This is a genomic window from Levilactobacillus brevis ATCC 14869 = DSM 20054, assembly GCF_001433855.1.
GTDB lineage: Bacteria > Bacillota > Bacilli > Lactobacillales > Lactobacillaceae > Levilactobacillus > Levilactobacillus brevis.
Genome location: NZ_AZCP01000007.1, coordinates 1 through 14820, shown reverse-complemented (window position 1 = coordinate 14820; position 14820 = coordinate 1). Strand labels below are relative to the sequence as shown.

17 protein-coding genes and 1 tRNA gene are annotated in these 14820 nt (G+C 45.8%); 5 read left to right on the top strand and 13 right to left on the bottom strand.

The features are described 5' to 3' along the window. Window positions 1–10: 10 nt before the first annotated feature. Window positions 11–472 (bottom strand): hypothetical protein, encoded by a 462-nt coding sequence (locus FC61_RS11545; RefSeq protein WP_021740892.1) that lies wholly within the window; start codon window positions 470–472, stop codon window positions 11–13. Between the two features lie 116 nt (window positions 473–588). On the opposite strand from FC61_RS11545, the gene FC61_RS11540 reads away from it, so the two are divergent. Beyond that, complete coding sequence (locus tag FC61_RS11540; protein WP_011667229.1) at window positions 589–912, top strand: hypothetical protein; 324 nt, start codon at window positions 589–591, stop codon at window positions 910–912. Between the two features lie 54 nt (window positions 913–966). Here FC61_RS11540 and FC61_RS11535 read toward each other — a convergent pair whose 3' ends face one another. The 11 genes from FC61_RS11535 to FC61_RS11480 all read right to left on the bottom strand — a co-directional run bounded on the left by FC61_RS11535 (window position 967) and on the right by FC61_RS11480 (window position 11804). Next, a complete protein-coding gene (locus FC61_RS11535; RefSeq protein ID WP_011667228.1) occupies window positions 967–1953 on the bottom strand; it encodes a LacI family DNA-binding transcriptional regulator in 987 nt (328 codons plus the stop codon). A gap of 148 nt (window positions 1954–2101) precedes the next feature. Then, window positions 2102–2644: a 6-phospho-3-hexuloisomerase gene (hxlB, locus tag FC61_RS11530; protein WP_021740890.1), complete on the bottom strand. Its 543-nt coding sequence runs from the start codon at window positions 2642–2644 to the stop codon at window positions 2102–2104. Next, entirely contained in the window at window positions 2641–3264 is a 624-nt protein-coding gene (locus FC61_RS11525) for an orotidine 5'-phosphate decarboxylase / HUMPS family protein (RefSeq protein WP_021740889.1), read from the bottom strand. The genes hxlB and FC61_RS11525 overlap by 4 nt, the downstream gene beginning before the upstream one ends. Next, window positions 3264–4226 carry a sugar kinase gene (locus FC61_RS11520; RefSeq protein WP_035464004.1) on the bottom strand — a complete coding sequence of 321 codons (963 nt, stop codon included), beginning with the start codon at window positions 4224–4226 and terminating at the stop codon, window positions 3264–3266. The genes FC61_RS11525 and FC61_RS11520 overlap by 1 nt, the downstream gene beginning before the upstream one ends. A 26-nt stretch (window positions 4227–4252) precedes the next feature. Next, window positions 4253–5542, bottom strand: coding sequence for a hypothetical protein (locus FC61_RS11515; RefSeq protein ID WP_035464002.1), 1290 nt, complete (start codon window positions 5540–5542; stop codon window positions 4253–4255). A 1-nt stretch (window position 5543) separates the two neighbouring features. Next, the gene (locus tag FC61_RS11510; protein WP_021740886.1) at window positions 5544–6293 is read right to left on the bottom strand and encodes a sugar phosphate isomerase/epimerase family protein; all 750 of its coding nucleotides are present in this window, start codon (window positions 6291–6293) and stop codon (window positions 5544–5546) included. A gap of 12 nt (window positions 6294–6305) precedes the next feature. Beyond that, the gene (locus FC61_RS11505) at window positions 6306–6563 is read right to left on the bottom strand and encodes a hypothetical protein (protein ID WP_021740885.1); all 258 of its coding nucleotides are present in this window, start codon (window positions 6561–6563) and stop codon (window positions 6306–6308) included. Window positions 6564–6821: 258 nt separating this feature from the next. Beyond that, the gene (locus FC61_RS11500) at window positions 6822–8003 is read right to left on the bottom strand and encodes a cation:proton antiporter (protein ID WP_011667221.1); all 1182 of its coding nucleotides are present in this window, start codon (window positions 8001–8003) and stop codon (window positions 6822–6824) included. Between the two features lie 629 nt (window positions 8004–8632). Then, window positions 8633–8914, bottom strand: coding sequence for a membrane protein (locus tag FC61_RS11490; protein ID WP_035464000.1), 282 nt, complete (start codon window positions 8912–8914; stop codon window positions 8633–8635). A 241-nt stretch (window positions 8915–9155) separates the two neighbouring features. Continuing rightward, window positions 9156–10490 carry a dihydrolipoyl dehydrogenase family protein gene (locus tag FC61_RS11485; RefSeq protein WP_021740881.1) on the bottom strand — a complete coding sequence of 445 codons (1335 nt, stop codon included), beginning with the start codon at window positions 10488–10490 and terminating at the stop codon, window positions 9156–9158. A 51-nt stretch (window positions 10491–10541) separates the two neighbouring features. Then, the gene (locus FC61_RS11480) at window positions 10542–11804 is read right to left on the bottom strand and encodes an MFS transporter (protein WP_035463998.1); all 1263 of its coding nucleotides are present in this window, start codon (window positions 11802–11804) and stop codon (window positions 10542–10544) included. Between the two features lie 134 nt (window positions 11805–11938). On the opposite strand from FC61_RS11480, the gene FC61_RS11475 reads away from it, so the two are divergent. Genes FC61_RS11475 through FC61_RS11460 form a run of 4 tightly spaced genes read left to right on the top strand, consistent with a single transcriptional unit; the run spans window position 11939 to window position 14503 of the window. Further along, window positions 11939–12826 carry a helix-turn-helix domain-containing protein gene (locus FC61_RS11475; RefSeq protein WP_021740879.1) on the top strand — a complete coding sequence of 296 codons (888 nt, stop codon included), beginning with the start codon at window positions 11939–11941 and terminating at the stop codon, window positions 12824–12826. Window positions 12827–12863: 37 nt separating this feature from the next. Then, window positions 12864–13310 carry a DUF3290 domain-containing protein gene (locus FC61_RS11470; RefSeq protein ID WP_011667215.1) on the top strand — a complete coding sequence of 149 codons (447 nt, stop codon included), beginning with the start codon at window positions 12864–12866 and terminating at the stop codon, window positions 13308–13310. Between the two features lie 3 nt (window positions 13311–13313). Then, window positions 13314–13952 carry a DUF421 domain-containing protein gene (locus FC61_RS11465; protein WP_021740878.1) on the top strand — a complete coding sequence of 213 codons (639 nt, stop codon included), beginning with the start codon at window positions 13314–13316 and terminating at the stop codon, window positions 13950–13952. Between the two features lie 32 nt (window positions 13953–13984). Then, window positions 13985–14503, top strand: a complete 519-nt coding sequence (locus FC61_RS11460) for an NUDIX hydrolase (protein WP_035463994.1) — start codon at window positions 13985–13987, stop codon at window positions 14501–14503. A gap of 120 nt (window positions 14504–14623) precedes the next feature. Here the strand turns inward: FC61_RS11460 and FC61_RS11455 are convergent. Continuing rightward, window positions 14624–14696: transfer RNA gene (locus FC61_RS11455), tRNA-Thr, on the bottom strand. Window positions 14697–14820: the final 124 nt, after the last annotated feature.

The window sequence follows — 14820 nt, the reverse complement described above, 5'->3', positions numbered from 1 at the left end:
TAAGCCGACTTTACTTCAAAGCTGCCGGTGTCTTCGTCGTAGTAAACTTTACCTGACGAACATAATTGTGATAACCCTTGTAAAAATGTAATTGCTTAGCTGTCACCTTAACTTTATACGTCATTCGCTGACCATCAAACTGAACCGTTTGTCCAGCTGGCGAATACTGAATGCCAGACAGTTGGTAGATGTGATGCCCTAAAGACTGATATTTCAGCTTCTTCAGCCCATACCCGGGTAACCGATAATACCGGTCAGTTGTTGCGTCTAACCCAAAGAGATTTCCGGTACTTTTAGTCTTGGTGTATGTGATATAGGCCTTATTATCCCCTTTACCATTATAAAACCACGTATGGCGCATGACCTTAGGTGTTCCCGCATGCCACGTTGCCGCCTGAGCAGATGTCAGATCGGTGACCCCTAACGCCAAAGCCAAAGCTCCCAGACCAATCAAAAAAGCAGATTTATGCATGATTTTCCTCCTATATAACTTCCCTGCGCTTTAATTTACGCGTCTATTAGTGCGAAAGCAAGTCCTATTTACCGAAAAAAGTCCATGGTATACTGACTGTAGAGGGAGATGTCAAGATGCATATAACTAAGCGACGGATGTGGTTGGAACTGGGAATTAACGGATTATGTCTCGGATTCCCGTTGTTCTTAATCATCGATGGCAGTGTGGCATTAGCTCAGAATGACCCCTTTCATCCAGATGTATTTATTCTTTTCGGTCTGTTAATGATGGGCGTGCTCAGCCTCATAATGACTGGGCTGACAATCAGCCGTTTACGTGCCCATGGCTGGCGGGGGCTTCCTCACTATCAACAGGGACTCGCTATCTTTTATCTTATCTGGCTCGTCATTGGCAGCCTTACCTGGCTAGTTTCTCTGGGCATCATCCCAATAAAATAACAAATCATTTTAAAAAAAGTTGGCCTTTTCCTGTTGCTGAAAGGGCCAACTTTTTTACTGTAATTTTGCTGGGATCACCATTTTTTCTGGTGCTACTTTTTCGCCCGCCAATTGTCGCAACATTATTTCAGCCGAGCTGGCACCCATGAGAAAGGGATTCTGCGTAATCAGCGTCAACTTCGGTTCCATTCGCCGAATAAAGTCCGTATCGGCAAAACCCGTGGCTGTCACAGTTTGATTATCAATCAGTCCGGAAATAATTAAATTCGGGAAAAATTCCAATAACCAGCGTTCCTTCAGCGCAAATGCCACTGTTTTCTGATCATTTTGAGTAATCAACTGGGTTAACCGCTGATGCACCTCACTATGGTTGTACGAGGATTCCGAGACTTCCAAGACATCCACATCCTGGGCCGCCGCCAGAATGCCCCGATACCGTTCCTGTCGGGTGCGACTAAGTTCCAATTCAGAAGTCAACACGACCACGTGCTGATAGCCTTGCTGTCGAAAGGCCGTTGTCGCCGCCTTAGCCGCTTCAAAATTATCCGTCACCACTTGCGGCCAAGGACAAGCATCCATTTCCCGGTCGACACTCACAACCGGCATCTGCTGATGCAAAATTTCTTGAACCGTCTGGGGATTACTAAACGATTGTAAGATTAACCCATCAAACCCCCGCGACCCAATCGCCCGTAGAAGTGTCTTTTCCCGTTCAATATCGGCATTGGCATCGAACAATACCCCAATATACCCTCTACTTTCCAAGATAGAACTAATTCCCTTAAACAACTCTGTAGAAAAGTAATCATCAATGTTAGCAACAATGACCGCAATCAGTTTGCTGGATTGGGTAATCATCTGTCGCGCCACTGAGTTGGGCACGTAGTTGAGCTTCGTAATGGCCTCTTGCACTTTAGTGGCTGTCGCTGCCGACATTCGACCAAGATTGCCATTCAAAAACCGTGAGACGGTCGCAATCGAAACGCCGGCCAACGCCGCAACATCCTTAATATTTGCATTTTTATTCGCTTTACGTGCCATCGTTTCATTCGCCCCATTAACCCGGATTTATAGCTGAACCGTTCATCAGCTTATTGTTTTAGTCTACCAGAAAAAGGCGCCGCTGGAAAAGTTTCTTAACGACAAAAAACAGGCAACGCCCCCGTATGCGTTGCCTGTTAGTCAGATATTATTCCATATTACTATGTGTGGCGGCCGCCGCGTCATTAGATACCTTATCACGCCGACTTAACTTCAAACATAAAACATCTAACGTTAAGTGAACACTCTGATCAAATAACGTGCTCAATAGCTGAATCGATTTAACACCGTCCCCAGTCTTGGTTGCACCGGGAACCACAATCACCGCTTGGCCCACCTTTCCTAACGGCGAATCTGCATGGCTGGTAACCGCAATCACCGTCACGCCACTCGCGGCAGCCTTTTCAGCCAGTTCCAAAATGCTGGCTGTCTTCCCGGAACCGGAAACTGCCAATAATACATCCCCAGCTTGAATTGACGGCGTAATCGTTTCACCAATTACAAACACCGTATAGCCAATATGCATCAGCCGCATCGCAAACCCTTTTGCCATTAAGCCAGAGCGACCGGCCCCCAGCACAAAGATTCGCCGATCCTTTTGAATCAATTTTTCCGCTTGATCTAACTGACTTTCGTCAATCATGCCCATAACTTCATTCACTTCTTGGGTAACCTGATCAATCAATGTCATTTGTGCATAACCTCCATAAATTTTTGCGCGGCAGCCACTGGATCGGCTGTCTTAACAATCGCGCTTCCCACAATAACCGATTCAGCAATTCCTTGAGTCGCTAACTTCTGGGCCATAGCTAAATCAATTCCACCGGCTACAGAGATGTGCTGAACCATCGGATAGTCTTCATGAAAGGCAGCAACGGTAGCAGCCGCATCAAACCCCGCTTTAGAATCCTTGGCATGATGAATGCCATAAATTGCCGCCGGATGATTCACGATCTGAGCCGTCTTATCGGCCGTAATCTCCATCATATCAATAAACAATTGCTTTCCTCGTGACTGGGACAATGCGTATACTTTTGTCAGCGTATCGGCTGAAGCAGCGCCCATCGCCGTGAGAATATCTCCCGTTGCAAATCCCTTGTCAAATTCATACTCACCCTCATCAATGGTCTTTAGGTCGAGTAATAGTTTGGCATGCTGGAGCTTAGGGAGCTGCGCGTGAATCTGTACCAAACCATAATCCTTAATCAATGATGTGCCAAACTCAATCACATCAACCTGTGTGTCTAACTGTTTAGCCAGGTCAATCGCCTTATCCAACGTGACCCGATCAATTGCAACTTGTAAATCCATTAGTCTTCGACAACTCCTTCTTGTTGATAAAATGCTTGTAAGCCAGCTGGTGTCGGGTAGCCATCGTTATCACCATACGTTTGGACCTGTAAGGCACCTACTGCGTTTCCTCGCATCACTGCCGAACGTAATGATTTATGTTCTAGAAGCGCCGTCAAGACGCCCATGGCAAACCCATCACCCGCACCAACGGTGTCAGCAACCTGAGCAACCTTAAATCCGGTGACCGTATAGCTTTCACCCGATTGCTGCTTGACGTAGGCTCCGGCTGGGCCCACCTTGACAATAACCACTTTAGTTCGCGCCCCCCGCAGGTAAAAGTCGGCAATCTTTTCTGGATCGGTCGATCCCATCAAGATTTTCCCCTCTTCAACCCCTGGCAAAACAATCTCGGCATGTCCAGCCAATTCATTTAGCGTTGTCACCATCTTGTCACGACTAGGCCACAGCGTTGGTCGGAGATTGGGGTCGAAGGTGGTTAAGATATTAGCCGCCTCTAATCGCTTAAGTAATGTGCGAAACGCCGCTTCAGCAGTTGCCGAAATAGCTGGGAAAATCCCGGACATATGGGCTGCCCGCACATCGGTCAAGTCAATTTGATCGACCACCGCTGGCGTTAAATGTGCAGCCGCTGACCCCCGTCGATAATTCTGCGTCGTAGGATTACCTTGCGTCACTCGATCTTTCAATTGAAACGCCGTCCAGTAATCCGCATCCCGAGTAATGTAGCGCGTTCCCACGTGATGCTCCTTAATGGTCTTAATGACGTAATCGCCAAGGGGTTCTTCACCCACTTGAGAAATGTAATCGACGGAATGGCCTAATCGTTGTGCCCCAATGGCAACGTTTAATTCGGCTCCGCCCAAAATTTTGTGGAATTCTAAAGCATCACGCAAAGAAACATCCGGTTCTTTAGAAGCGAACGTGACAATCGGTTCGCCAATCGTTAATATTTCACTCATCGTTGTGTTCTCCTTTTCTACCATGTTTAACCAAAGAAGCAATAAACTAGTAGTTCATTAATAATCGACACGCCCCACATGATGGGTACCCCGTGTTTTAAGAAATCCCGGGTTTGAACTTTCATGTAATCCAGTCCCCAGACATTCCAAGATTGTGTAATATCTGTTGAGACCGCTAATAGTGTTGGTACATAAAGTAGCGGTAACAAGAACGCATCTGAGAACAAGCCAATTCCAGATAAAACGGCTGCGGTCGCTGCTCCGGCACCCCACACGTGAAATGGTCCCCGGAATAAGGCCAACGGCGCCAAGACACCAAAGGCCAACGCGAGAATCAGCATATTGTGTGGTAAGACAGCCTCAAATAAGGGCCTAAACCGTACAGCATCCATTGAAGCAGCACCGCTGAACATGATTAACGCCATTAAGAACATAATCAATCCGGCAATATCGCTGATTGCTTGTTTAATCGTATCGTTTAAAAAAGTGACAAACTTCTGATACCCCTTAAACTTACCGGTTAATAACATCGCTAGTAGCGTCGCTAAGGTTAAGGCTGGAATCGCATCCCATTTGAATAGCATGTTCATCAATACGGGGATAATCGGCACAACAAAAGCGAGCTTAGGCACCCGAACATCGGTGGCTTGCTGCGTTTCGGCACCAATGATTTTTAGATTCTCATCGGCTTTTGACGGATCGATTTTTTTACGATGCCAGAAGATAAAGAGCATCACCGCCAGTAATTGGACCAATGTTGCACAAACACCAAAGATCAAATAGGTCCCGCCGTATTGTGCTTTGGGAAAGAAAGCCTTGATCTGGTTATACAGCACCACGTTTAAATACATTGGCGCCCCAATGGCCATCGAAAATGCTGATAGTGCAATGTCTCGTGGCAATCCCACTGACAACATGATCGGCAGTAGGATAACACCAATAGCAATCACCGACCCCACACCATAAGCACTCACAAAGATAAAAGCCGTCACGATTAAGACCAATAAGACGGCAAGTAATGGCCGCTTTTTGCCTACCCTATTCGTTGCTTCAGAGATTGCTGGGGCAATGCCACTATCAACTAAGACTCGACCGAACCAGGAACCAAAGATAATGTAAATAATCGTGGGACCATAATTTAAGGCTGGCTCGGCAAAAACTTTTTGAATCACTTGGTCGGCCGGAATTTGACCAATCACGGCCCAGAGAATCGCCATCACGAAGAAACCAATCATCAGGTTTCCCCCTTTGACGATGTAGTAAATAAATCCAACAAAGGTCAATAACAGCAAAACCGCGCTCATCGTGGAGGCCATCTTAATCACCCACTTCCGCACGTAGTAGCTGGAGTTGTTGGGTAATTGCCGCATCCGTCTCCATTGGATACTCCAAAGCAACTGGCACATCATGGGGTAAAAGCGTCAATAATTGTCGCCAATCATACATTCCCGTATCCAAATCCGCCGTCGTTACTAACTGACCAGCCTGATCCTCGGTGTTTTTCAAATGAATGTAGTTCGTATATGGCTCTAGAGCCTGGGCGCTAGCTGCGGCATCACCATGCGTGAATGCCCAATTACCCAAGTCATAGACATAGCCAATATTGGCCGGTGTTGCCTGCTGCGCTGCTTTGAGAAAAGCTGTGATGGCTGGTACCGTTCCAGAAACCGTTGTCTGGTCATTTTCCACATTCATTTCAATTTGGTCGAGTGGAAGCGCTGACAATTCAGCAGCTAAATCTCCAGTAAACCGGTCGAAGTGTCCTGTGTTGAATTTGATTTTACTAATTCCCATGGTCTGACCCTCAGCAAAGTAAGTGGCTAATTGTGGATTGAATGCACCAGTAGCCGTAAATACATCATCGGGGACACTGTAGTTCACCGTTAATCCCAGCCGCTGTGCTAGCCGACCAATGGCCGCTGTTTCGTGTGGTAAATCCCGGAAATATTCACGACGTACCTCAATGCCATCGGCGCCAAGGTCAGCGACCCGTTGCATCAGTGCTGTCTGAGAGATTCCCTGTTTGACCAATGCCTCAAAAATCCATGTGTTTAAAATAACTGTCATGTGAGCTTCCCCCTAATATTGATTAAGCTGACTGATACGCTCGAGTAGCTGTTCAAAACTCATATCTTTAAATTTAACCTCTGAAGTCGTCGCAAAATTTTGAGCTTCCGCTTGATTAAAATCATTAGCCAAGTAAAAGGCGGTTAGATAACTTAATAAATATTTTTTAGCCGCGGGAGTCACCTGTTTCGTCTCAATCCCTGCCTGAGCTGCCGCACTGGCAAATGCTTGGGCAAAAACTGCTGCATCAATTACGGTTCTATCTGCCATTTTCAAGCCTCCATCATCCTGTCATTCACTAAAATCCAGTTGGTGATTTCACGATGTTATGGTAAACGTTTTCCCAATAATTGTCAAACGCTTTCATTACGTTTTTAAGGCAAACAAAAGCAACGAAGTTCCATAAAGCCATTGACAGCGGTGTATCGGTTGGGAAAACGTTAACCTAAAAATATTTTTTCAATAGTCGACAACTTTGCTATAAAAAAAGAGAGCCTCCAATAGGAGTCTCTCTAGCTACATCACTAATTAGTTAATCGATTGTAATGGTTTCTGTGGTAATCGTTTTAACGTTTGCTTTAACAATAACGGTGCTAACACGGTCGCCAAAATGATGACTAAAATCATTGCGGAATAGTCGCTGCCTTGTAGTAATCCCGCCTGATGACCAATCTGAGCGGTAATTAACCCCATCTCACCACGGGCAATCATCCCCGTACCAATGACCGTACTACTCGTTCCCGTGAATCCGCTGAGTCGGGCTCCCAAACCGCAACCAACCAACTTGCTAAGACACGCTAATAAAGTCAAAATAAGAATCAGTCCCAGATTTTCAGCAAAGTGATCCAAGGTCATGTTCAACCCTACACTGACGAAAAAAACTGGAATAAAAATAGCATTTCCCAAGGGTTCAACGTGATCGGCCAACACCGCTCGATATGGGGTGTGGGCCACCGCAATGCCGGCAAAAAACGCACCAATTGCGCCACTTAGTCCCACTAAGTCCGCAATCCAAGCCATCCCGAGACAAATGACCATCGACATAATAGTCACACTGGACGCCATCACCAGTCGCTCGCTTAAATGCATCAGATACGGAGCTAACCATTTTACGAGAATATAAGTGCCACCGAAAAAGGCCACCTGCTCTAACAACACAATGGCTAGGGCTGGATGATGTCCGGCCGTTTGGATACCCTGACTGGCCAGTAGACTAATCATCAGTGACAATAAAACGACGCCAATGATGTCATCAGCCACTGCGGCCCCTAAAATTGTCGCCCCTTCTCGACTGGTCAATGCATGATATTCCTTGAGTACCGCCACTGAGATCGAAACGGACGTCGCCGAGAAAATCACCCCGATGAACAATGCCTCCAATGGTGAAAAGCCCCACCACCAGGCGGCCGCTCCCATTAATACAACCGGAAAAATAACACCGGAGGTCGCCACGATGATTGCTGGGCGCAAATACTTCATCAATAACTGTAGATTACTCTCCAGCCCTCCCAGAAACATTAAAATTACAACACCAATATTGGCAAATAAACTTACTAGGCTATTTAGCTGAATCCAATTCAGCATGGCCGGACCTAAGATGATCCCTACAACCAGTTCGCCGATAACCGCCGGCACACCCAATCGATTAGCCAAATGGCCTGCCAATGTGGTTAGCACCAGAATTAAACATAACACACCCAGAAATGTCATCCGGACCCCTCCTTTTGAAATTGATACGTTCTATCATACGCTAAAACAGACACCGACAACAGAGTACATGACAATTAACCAGCCTAAAATTTCTAAACCGATGTTTCTTATTTTAAAAAGTAATTTTCCATATTTTCCACAAAAAGAGTTATACATCGCTAGCAAATTTCTGTATACTGCCTTTATTAATAAGGGGGAAATAAAATGAGAATATTAGGTATAATATTTGTGGTACTGTCACTTATCTGCATAACTTTCGCTAAATTTTTTGTAAAAACTCGATTATTCTTTGGTGATACGAGCATGATTAAACAATATATTTGGGGAATAATTTTATTAATTCCTGGACTAATATTGTTATATTTTTCAGGTGCTTTCACGCAGTAAGCCCCTGACAACCAGCCATTCTGAAACATAAATACTAACTTTTAAAATTAAAGATCAATCGTTTATACCAGCTAAAGATAACTACTATATGAGCATTTCAATTCACTCTAGTAACCTCATCCACTTATATAACTTCTAGTATTAGCGACATTACAAGTTGCCAGCAGTCAATCTAAATTAAAAGCGGCATCGACAATGGATGGACACCTTGTCGATACCGCTTTTAATTTCTCGGAAATAATCTAATGTATGTAGACCGTTACCACCGTAATGATCCCCAAAACAACTCCGGGAATATTTGAAATAATAATTGGCCAATCCTTATGCGCACGGTGCCAGCCATATTCCACCCAGGCAAAGGCACAAATTGCGGCCGTAAATGGCTGCAACGGTGATACTGGATGACCCATAAAATTCGCCACGATTTCTGGAATGTACGCGACATACATCAAAATACACAGAACCACAGCTAATTCTCCCCATAGATGGACCTCACGTTTATGTAATCCGGAAACATGCCTAATTCTCTTAGCATAATTAAAGTTATCAAATTGAATAACATATCATCCCCTCTCAAAGTCATTACCGTTATTCAGATGATAATCACTGGTTAACTAAAATTATAGACCTATCATTTTTGTTTTGCTCACTAAAGCCCTTATAAGTGGGACAACTGGTGATTAGCTGGCATACCTTTTGACATCCAATATTGGGGAACGCAAAAAAGCCTGAGACTTTTGTCCCAGGCTCCAAAGTTAATGATGACTATCCAAAATAAGTGAGGTCAGACGCCAACGTCGGGTAAGCCAAAATAGCCTGCTCAATATCCGTTGGTGTGAGTTGATTTTGAATCACAAAATCCAAGTAGTTGATGACTTGTTCTGCTTCACTGCTCAACATTGTTGCCCCAACAATCCGTTGGGTGGATCGTTCTGTCACGATCTTGATTCGCGCATCAGCGTCTTGAATTCGTCGATAACTATACCATGACGTTAGATCCAAATCACTAACGGCATAGGTCTCTGGCTGCTGAGTCGCCGTTGCTGGTGTGACACCCAGTTGGGCCAATTGCGTTTTACCATAAACGACCGCTGGAATCACAGGATAGGTGATGGCTGGTTGGTCTTGTTTGGCCAGCGTTTGCGTCAAATAACGTCCTTCAAAACCCGCCACTGGGGTGAGCTTAGGCTGGGGACGATCCACGACATCCCCCAAGGCAAAGACCCGTGGATTAGTCGTCTGTAGATGATCATTCACCTGAATACCATGAGCCGTGGTCGTCACATTCACACGTTCCAAATGCAATCCCGCCGTTACGGGAAGCCGTCCAGCTGTGGCAAATACAAGTCCAGTTGCCCAGGTCTTTCCACTCGCGGTGGTCACTTGATATTGATCATCAGCTGGCGTTACCGCCGTGATATCCGTGTCCAATTGCACATCTATGCCATCAGCCGTTAAGCGTTTCAACAAAGCCGCTACTAATTCACCATCGAACCCCCGTAATGGCCGATCACTATGATGGATTAGATGGACCTGACTACCAGCAGCATTGGCAATGGCCGCCAATTCAATACCAACGTATCCGGCCCCCATCAACGTAATATCTGCGGGCAGTGTATCTAGGTCCAAGAAATCATTACTGGTACGCAACCATTCCTGTCCCGTAATATTGGGAATACGTGGAGCTTGTCCCGTTGCGATAATGAAATTCGTCGCTGACAGTTGGGTGTCCCCCACTGTCAGGTGACCATCCGCCTCAAAACTAGCTTCACCATGATAGTTGGCGATACCAGCTGATTGTAAGCCACCCTGAGTGCCCGTTGGAATCTTCTCCGTATACGCCCGTTTCGTTGCCATCAACGACGACCAGTCAATTTGTGGTACACCGGTTAAGCCATGACCTTGCAACGCTTCACTTCGTCCTTGAGCTTCAACTGCCGCCATCAAAATTTTCTTCGGGTCGCACCCGCGATTGGGACATGTTCCGCCCCATAAATCTTTTTCAACCACAGCAATCTTCAGGCCACGTTCGTGTAAGCCATACGCTGCGGCCAACCCACCGGGGCCACCACCAATCACAATGCAATCAAAGTCTGCCATCCGAAATGTCCTCCTTCTTTGACTTTCATAAGTTCAGTTTAGCACGACCCGTCACTCGTCGTTACCAATTTGCTCGGTTGCCACGCTGTGATGGATCCGCCACATGTTGTAACTGAGATAGCCGATAATGACGAGTCCCGTTACCAAATAGACTGGCCCGGCCGCACAGGCTTGAAATAGGCTACCGTAAACCAGCGTCCCAAGTGGTAAGGCCAACTGCATGAGCGTACTAAAGGTGGCATCCACACGACCTAGTAGCTCCGTGGGAACTGTCAGCTGCATGTACACTGACATCGGTGTATTGATGAATGCTAACACAATCCCAACCAGCAGTGACCACCCGATTAGTAGTCCAATCAACCACTGACCGTTTAGCGCGCTTAAAAAGACACTTCCTAATAAAACAACGAGTAGACCAATGACAGCCCCAAGTCCTAAGACCAGCCGTAAGATCCGTTTGAATGTTGGCAGCACCATTAACAATAGATTACCTAATAAGATACCTGCGGCAAATGCACTCAGTACCCAACTTAATTGGGCACTGCTAAGATGCCGAGTTTGCACAATCGCATAAGGCAACCCAATATCAATTGAGCTGAATAAGAAATTCAGTAAAATACCCACTAGAACAATAGTCCGCAACGTGAAGCGATCACGAATATAGCATAATCCCACCCGAAATTGTTGCCATTGCGACTTAGCGTGGTCATCTGCCAGCAAACGAGTAACCGGATGAAAACGCATAGTTAGTACGATTAAGGCCGAAATAATTTCCATCCCCAATTCTATCCACACGATACCAGCAAACCCAATCCATGCGTATAAAGCAGCTGCAATAATGGGTGAAACCAACTGAATGGTAGCAGTCGCCGCCTGCTCAATAGTCGCCAAGGTCTTAATATGAGCCGGATTAACTAGCTCCCGTACAGCTGCCGTAAAAGCTGTTGTCGTCACCTTATCACAACAAGCAACGATCGTTAACATCATTACTGCTAATAACATTGGCATGCTGAGCCATGGCACCAGTAGTGCATATAACGCGAATGCTAGGATACCGGCTAATTTACTCCCTAAAATTAGTAGTCGGTGGGGCTGGTGATCGACTAGGTTACCTACTGGGATCACTAACAATAGGCCGACCAACGGATAAATAATCGAGCCTAACCCAAAACTCATGGCCGAGTGCGTTGTGTGTAGTAGCATCAGCCCCAGTGCAAAACCAAATGTGTCTCCACCTAGTGTCGTCATAATATCACTGCTGGCAGCCTTAACAATTTGTATAACCGATTGACGATTGGAAACTTGTGTATCCATCTGATACGCCTCCTCAGTCAACACCGCCCAATCGGTATTGGCGCTTAAGTTAAGGTTAATTGTATTGGTATTTATCAAAAATGTGACGTATAATATGTGGCAAATTTGCCACGTACCATCGTTAGGAGGACTGCATGATGCAGACAATCGGTTGTACACTTAAACAAATCCGTTTAGCTAAGGGCTTCACGCAAAAGGAAATTTACCAGGGCATCGTTTCACGATCATTTGCCATTCGTTTAGAAAGCGGCCAGCATGATCTGGGGGCCAGCAAGTTATTCTTAATCTTAGATCGGCTAGGCGTTAGTGCCGGTGAGTTTCGGTTCATCCAAAACGACTATCAACCCGACACCGCAACCGATCTCAACAGTCAAATTATGTTAGCTTACGATCAACAAAACTTTCCGTTGCTCAGTCATTTAGCCCAGCGCTACCAAGCCAGTGATAACCCCACTGAACAACGGATGGCGGTGATGGCAGCCACGTTACTGGTGGCTTTCGATCACGAGCATGTCGTTCTCAGTCCCGCCATGGCGCATCTTTGGCAGCAATTCACGTTCACCAAAACGTGGACGCTGCAAGACCTGAAGATGGGGCCCGTGTTATTAGCACTGGCAGGGTTTAAACACGAACCACTGCCCGCAATCATTCGCCGCTTTCACGTCACGTGTGAACGCTACGTGACCGCAACCACCGATCAATTTGATGTCATGGATGGTCGCTCGAGCTTTGACCTCGTTGCCCTACAGGTTTTACTGGTTCATCAAGAATATGCGGCTGCCCGGGCATTTAGAAACCAAGTCGAGGCTGGCTATCTGAATCATCTCAGCACTGACGGTGCCCTTGCACAGCAGTTATGCTTATGCATTTGGAATGCCTACTTTGGAGACTTTGAACAAGCCAACGACTTAGCCTCCCGCCTTAAAACATTACCGTTATCTCGCTACCAACCAGGTATTCATAGCCTGCTCAACTCCTGGCTTCCTCGAGCCAAGCACTATCGTCAAACGCAAAATTCGTGATAAACTATATCCTAGAAACTATTGAAGGGAGTACATAATGACATTTTATACGTATCATTACCTCACGACACAGCACAGCACGTGGCAATATTTACGTATTGCGCTACTAATTGCCCTGTTAGTCGCGTTCATGGGGTTATTCTTCTATTACTTGCGTCACCGATGGAATGTTAAATATAAGGATTTGAGTATCATCACCGGGACCTTACTACTACTCGTTTTGGGATTGCAAATCAACAGCCTGGTCTCCTTGCGATCGGCCAGTGAACAAACCGGCGAAATCACGGGAATTGTTACTAATGTCGCTCAGCAACTGCGCGTCAGCCCTAAAAAGTTAGCAGTCAATGCGACGACTAGTAATACCAATCTGCTGATTAAGGCGCCGGACGGGTACTATCGCTTAGATTATAATTCCGATAATTCCGCATACCTTATAGAGAAAGTCACGTTACATCAACCTAAAATAAAGCTTGTAAAGGAGTAGCCCATGTTCGATTATTCAGATGTTGCCATTAAGTTAGTGGTTGGTTTTATTTTTATGACCGTTCTGATCAACTTCACTGGTAAGGGTAATTTAGCCCCAACTTCAGCGATCGATCAAGTTCAGAACTATGTATTAGGGGGAATCATCGGTGGGGTCATTTACAACAGTTCAATTACGTTAATTCAGTTCGTCATTGTTCTATTAATTTGGTCACTGTTAATTCTAGTCATGCGCTATCTCAAAATTCATGTGCACCCCGTCGGTAAATTCATTGATGGTGGCCCGATTACAGTGATTCGTAATGGTCACCTGCTCGTCCATAACTGTTTAAAAGCAAACCTATCCGCTAAAGAAATTGACTTTAAGCTTCGAACAGCGGGCGTTTATCAGATTGATGACGTTAAACGCGCAATTGTCGAGCAGAATGGGAGTCTCACAATTCTACGTCAGGGTGATGGATCTATCCGCTATCCCATTATCGTGGATGGGCAAATTGACGCAGATGTATTAGAGCTAATGAATCACGATGAAGATTGGCTAATGCAACAACTCAAACAGCATGGCGTCAATAACATCCGTGACGTTTATATGGCTAAATACGAGAATCATCAATTTGAAATAACGCGCTACGATGAAGCCTAAACGTGGTAGGCTTAACGTAGGAGATGAGCGGTATGGTGGCAGATCGGTTAACGGAACATTGGGATATCTATAATCACCAGTTCCAGCGAATTGATGACCGCCAGCGCCATGAAACATTAGCTGCGGGTGAGTTTCATCTAGTGGTTGACGCCTTTATTTTTAACGCGGCTGGGTCGGTACTCTTGCAACAACGGGTTGCCGATAAAATAAACTTTCCGAATTATTGGGACTGTTCAGCGGGTGGCTCGGTTTTGGCGGGCGAAACGATTGAAGCAGGCATGCAACGTGAACTGGCGGAAGAATTGGGTTTTCACCGAACTGTTACTTCTGCGGATAACTTCTGGATTCGCTCGTACAGTCATTGGGTCGAGGCGTGGTTTGCTTTTCAAACAACACAGTCACTTAGCGATCTGACACCCCAGCATGCCGAGTTACAACGTATCGCTTACTTTACTCCAGATGTCGCTGAACGCCACTTAACCCAGATTGGCTTTAACAATTATCACTTAGAATTGGAGCGGGCTTGGACCCATCTGCAACAACGTAAGTAAAAGGCACTCGCACTAGGTTCGTGTGGGTGCCTTTCACTTACGTTGTTTTCTTTAGTCTCCTGAACAACTGTCACTTGGCTTTGCCAGCTGTCAGTTTCATTTAGACTGGTTTTTCCATTAAGCCGCTTATTGGATTTGAACCAACGACCTCTTCCTTACCATGGAAACGCTCTACCTTCTGAGCTAAAGCGGCATAAGTCTATTATCACCGATTTTAAAAACAATGGCAATAAAAAAGTGGAACCCAATCACTGGGTTCCACAACTCGCGTGGCAACGTCCTATCCTCGCAGGGGGCGATCCCCCAACTACTATCGG

Bases quoted from the DNA above. Each gene is read 5' to 3' on its own strand.
- FC61_RS11545 (WP_021740892.1), bottom strand. From the start codon at position 472: ATGCATAAATCTGCTTTTTTGATTGGTCTGGGAGCTTTGGCTTTGGCG.
- FC61_RS11540 (WP_011667229.1), top strand. From the start codon at position 589: ATGCATATAACTAAGCGACGGATGTGGTTGGAACTGGGAATTAACGGA.
- FC61_RS11535 (WP_011667228.1), bottom strand. From the start codon at position 1,953: ATGGCACGTAAAGCGAATAAAAATGCAAATATTAAGGATGTTGCGGCG.
- hxlB (WP_021740890.1), bottom strand. From the start codon at position 2,644: ATGACATTGATTGATCAGGTTACCCAAGAAGTGAATGAAGTTATGGGC.
- FC61_RS11525 (WP_021740889.1), bottom strand. From the start codon at position 3,264: ATGGATTTACAAGTTGCAATTGATCGGGTCACGTTGGATAAGGCGATT.
- FC61_RS11520 (WP_035464004.1), bottom strand. From the start codon at position 4,226: ATGAGTGAAATATTAACGATTGGCGAACCGATTGTCACGTTCGCTTCT.
- FC61_RS11515 (WP_035464002.1), bottom strand. From the start codon at position 5,542: ATGGCCTCCACGATGAGCGCGGTTTTGCTGTTATTGACCTTTGTTGGA.
- FC61_RS11510 (WP_021740886.1), bottom strand. From the start codon at position 6,293: ATGACAGTTATTTTAAACACATGGATTTTTGAGGCATTGGTCAAACAG.
- FC61_RS11505 (WP_021740885.1), bottom strand. From the start codon at position 6,563: ATGGCAGATAGAACCGTAATTGATGCAGCAGTTTTTGCCCAAGCATTT.
- FC61_RS11500 (WP_011667221.1), bottom strand. From the start codon at position 8,003: ATGACATTTCTGGGTGTGTTATGTTTAATTCTGGTGCTAACCACATTG.
- FC61_RS11485 (WP_021740881.1), bottom strand. From the start codon at position 10,490: ATGGCAGACTTTGATTGCATTGTGATTGGTGGTGGCCCCGGTGGGTTG.
- FC61_RS11480 (WP_035463998.1), bottom strand. From the start codon at position 11,804: ATGGATACACAAGTTTCCAATCGTCAATCGGTTATACAAATTGTTAAG.
- FC61_RS11475 (WP_021740879.1), top strand. From the start codon at position 11,939: ATGATGCAGACAATCGGTTGTACACTTAAACAAATCCGTTTAGCTAAG.
- FC61_RS11470 (WP_011667215.1), top strand. From the start codon at position 12,864: ATGACATTTTATACGTATCATTACCTCACGACACAGCACAGCACGTGG.
- FC61_RS11465 (WP_021740878.1), top strand. From the start codon at position 13,314: ATGTTCGATTATTCAGATGTTGCCATTAAGTTAGTGGTTGGTTTTATT.
- FC61_RS11460 (WP_035463994.1), top strand. From the start codon at position 13,985: ATGGTGGCAGATCGGTTAACGGAACATTGGGATATCTATAATCACCAG.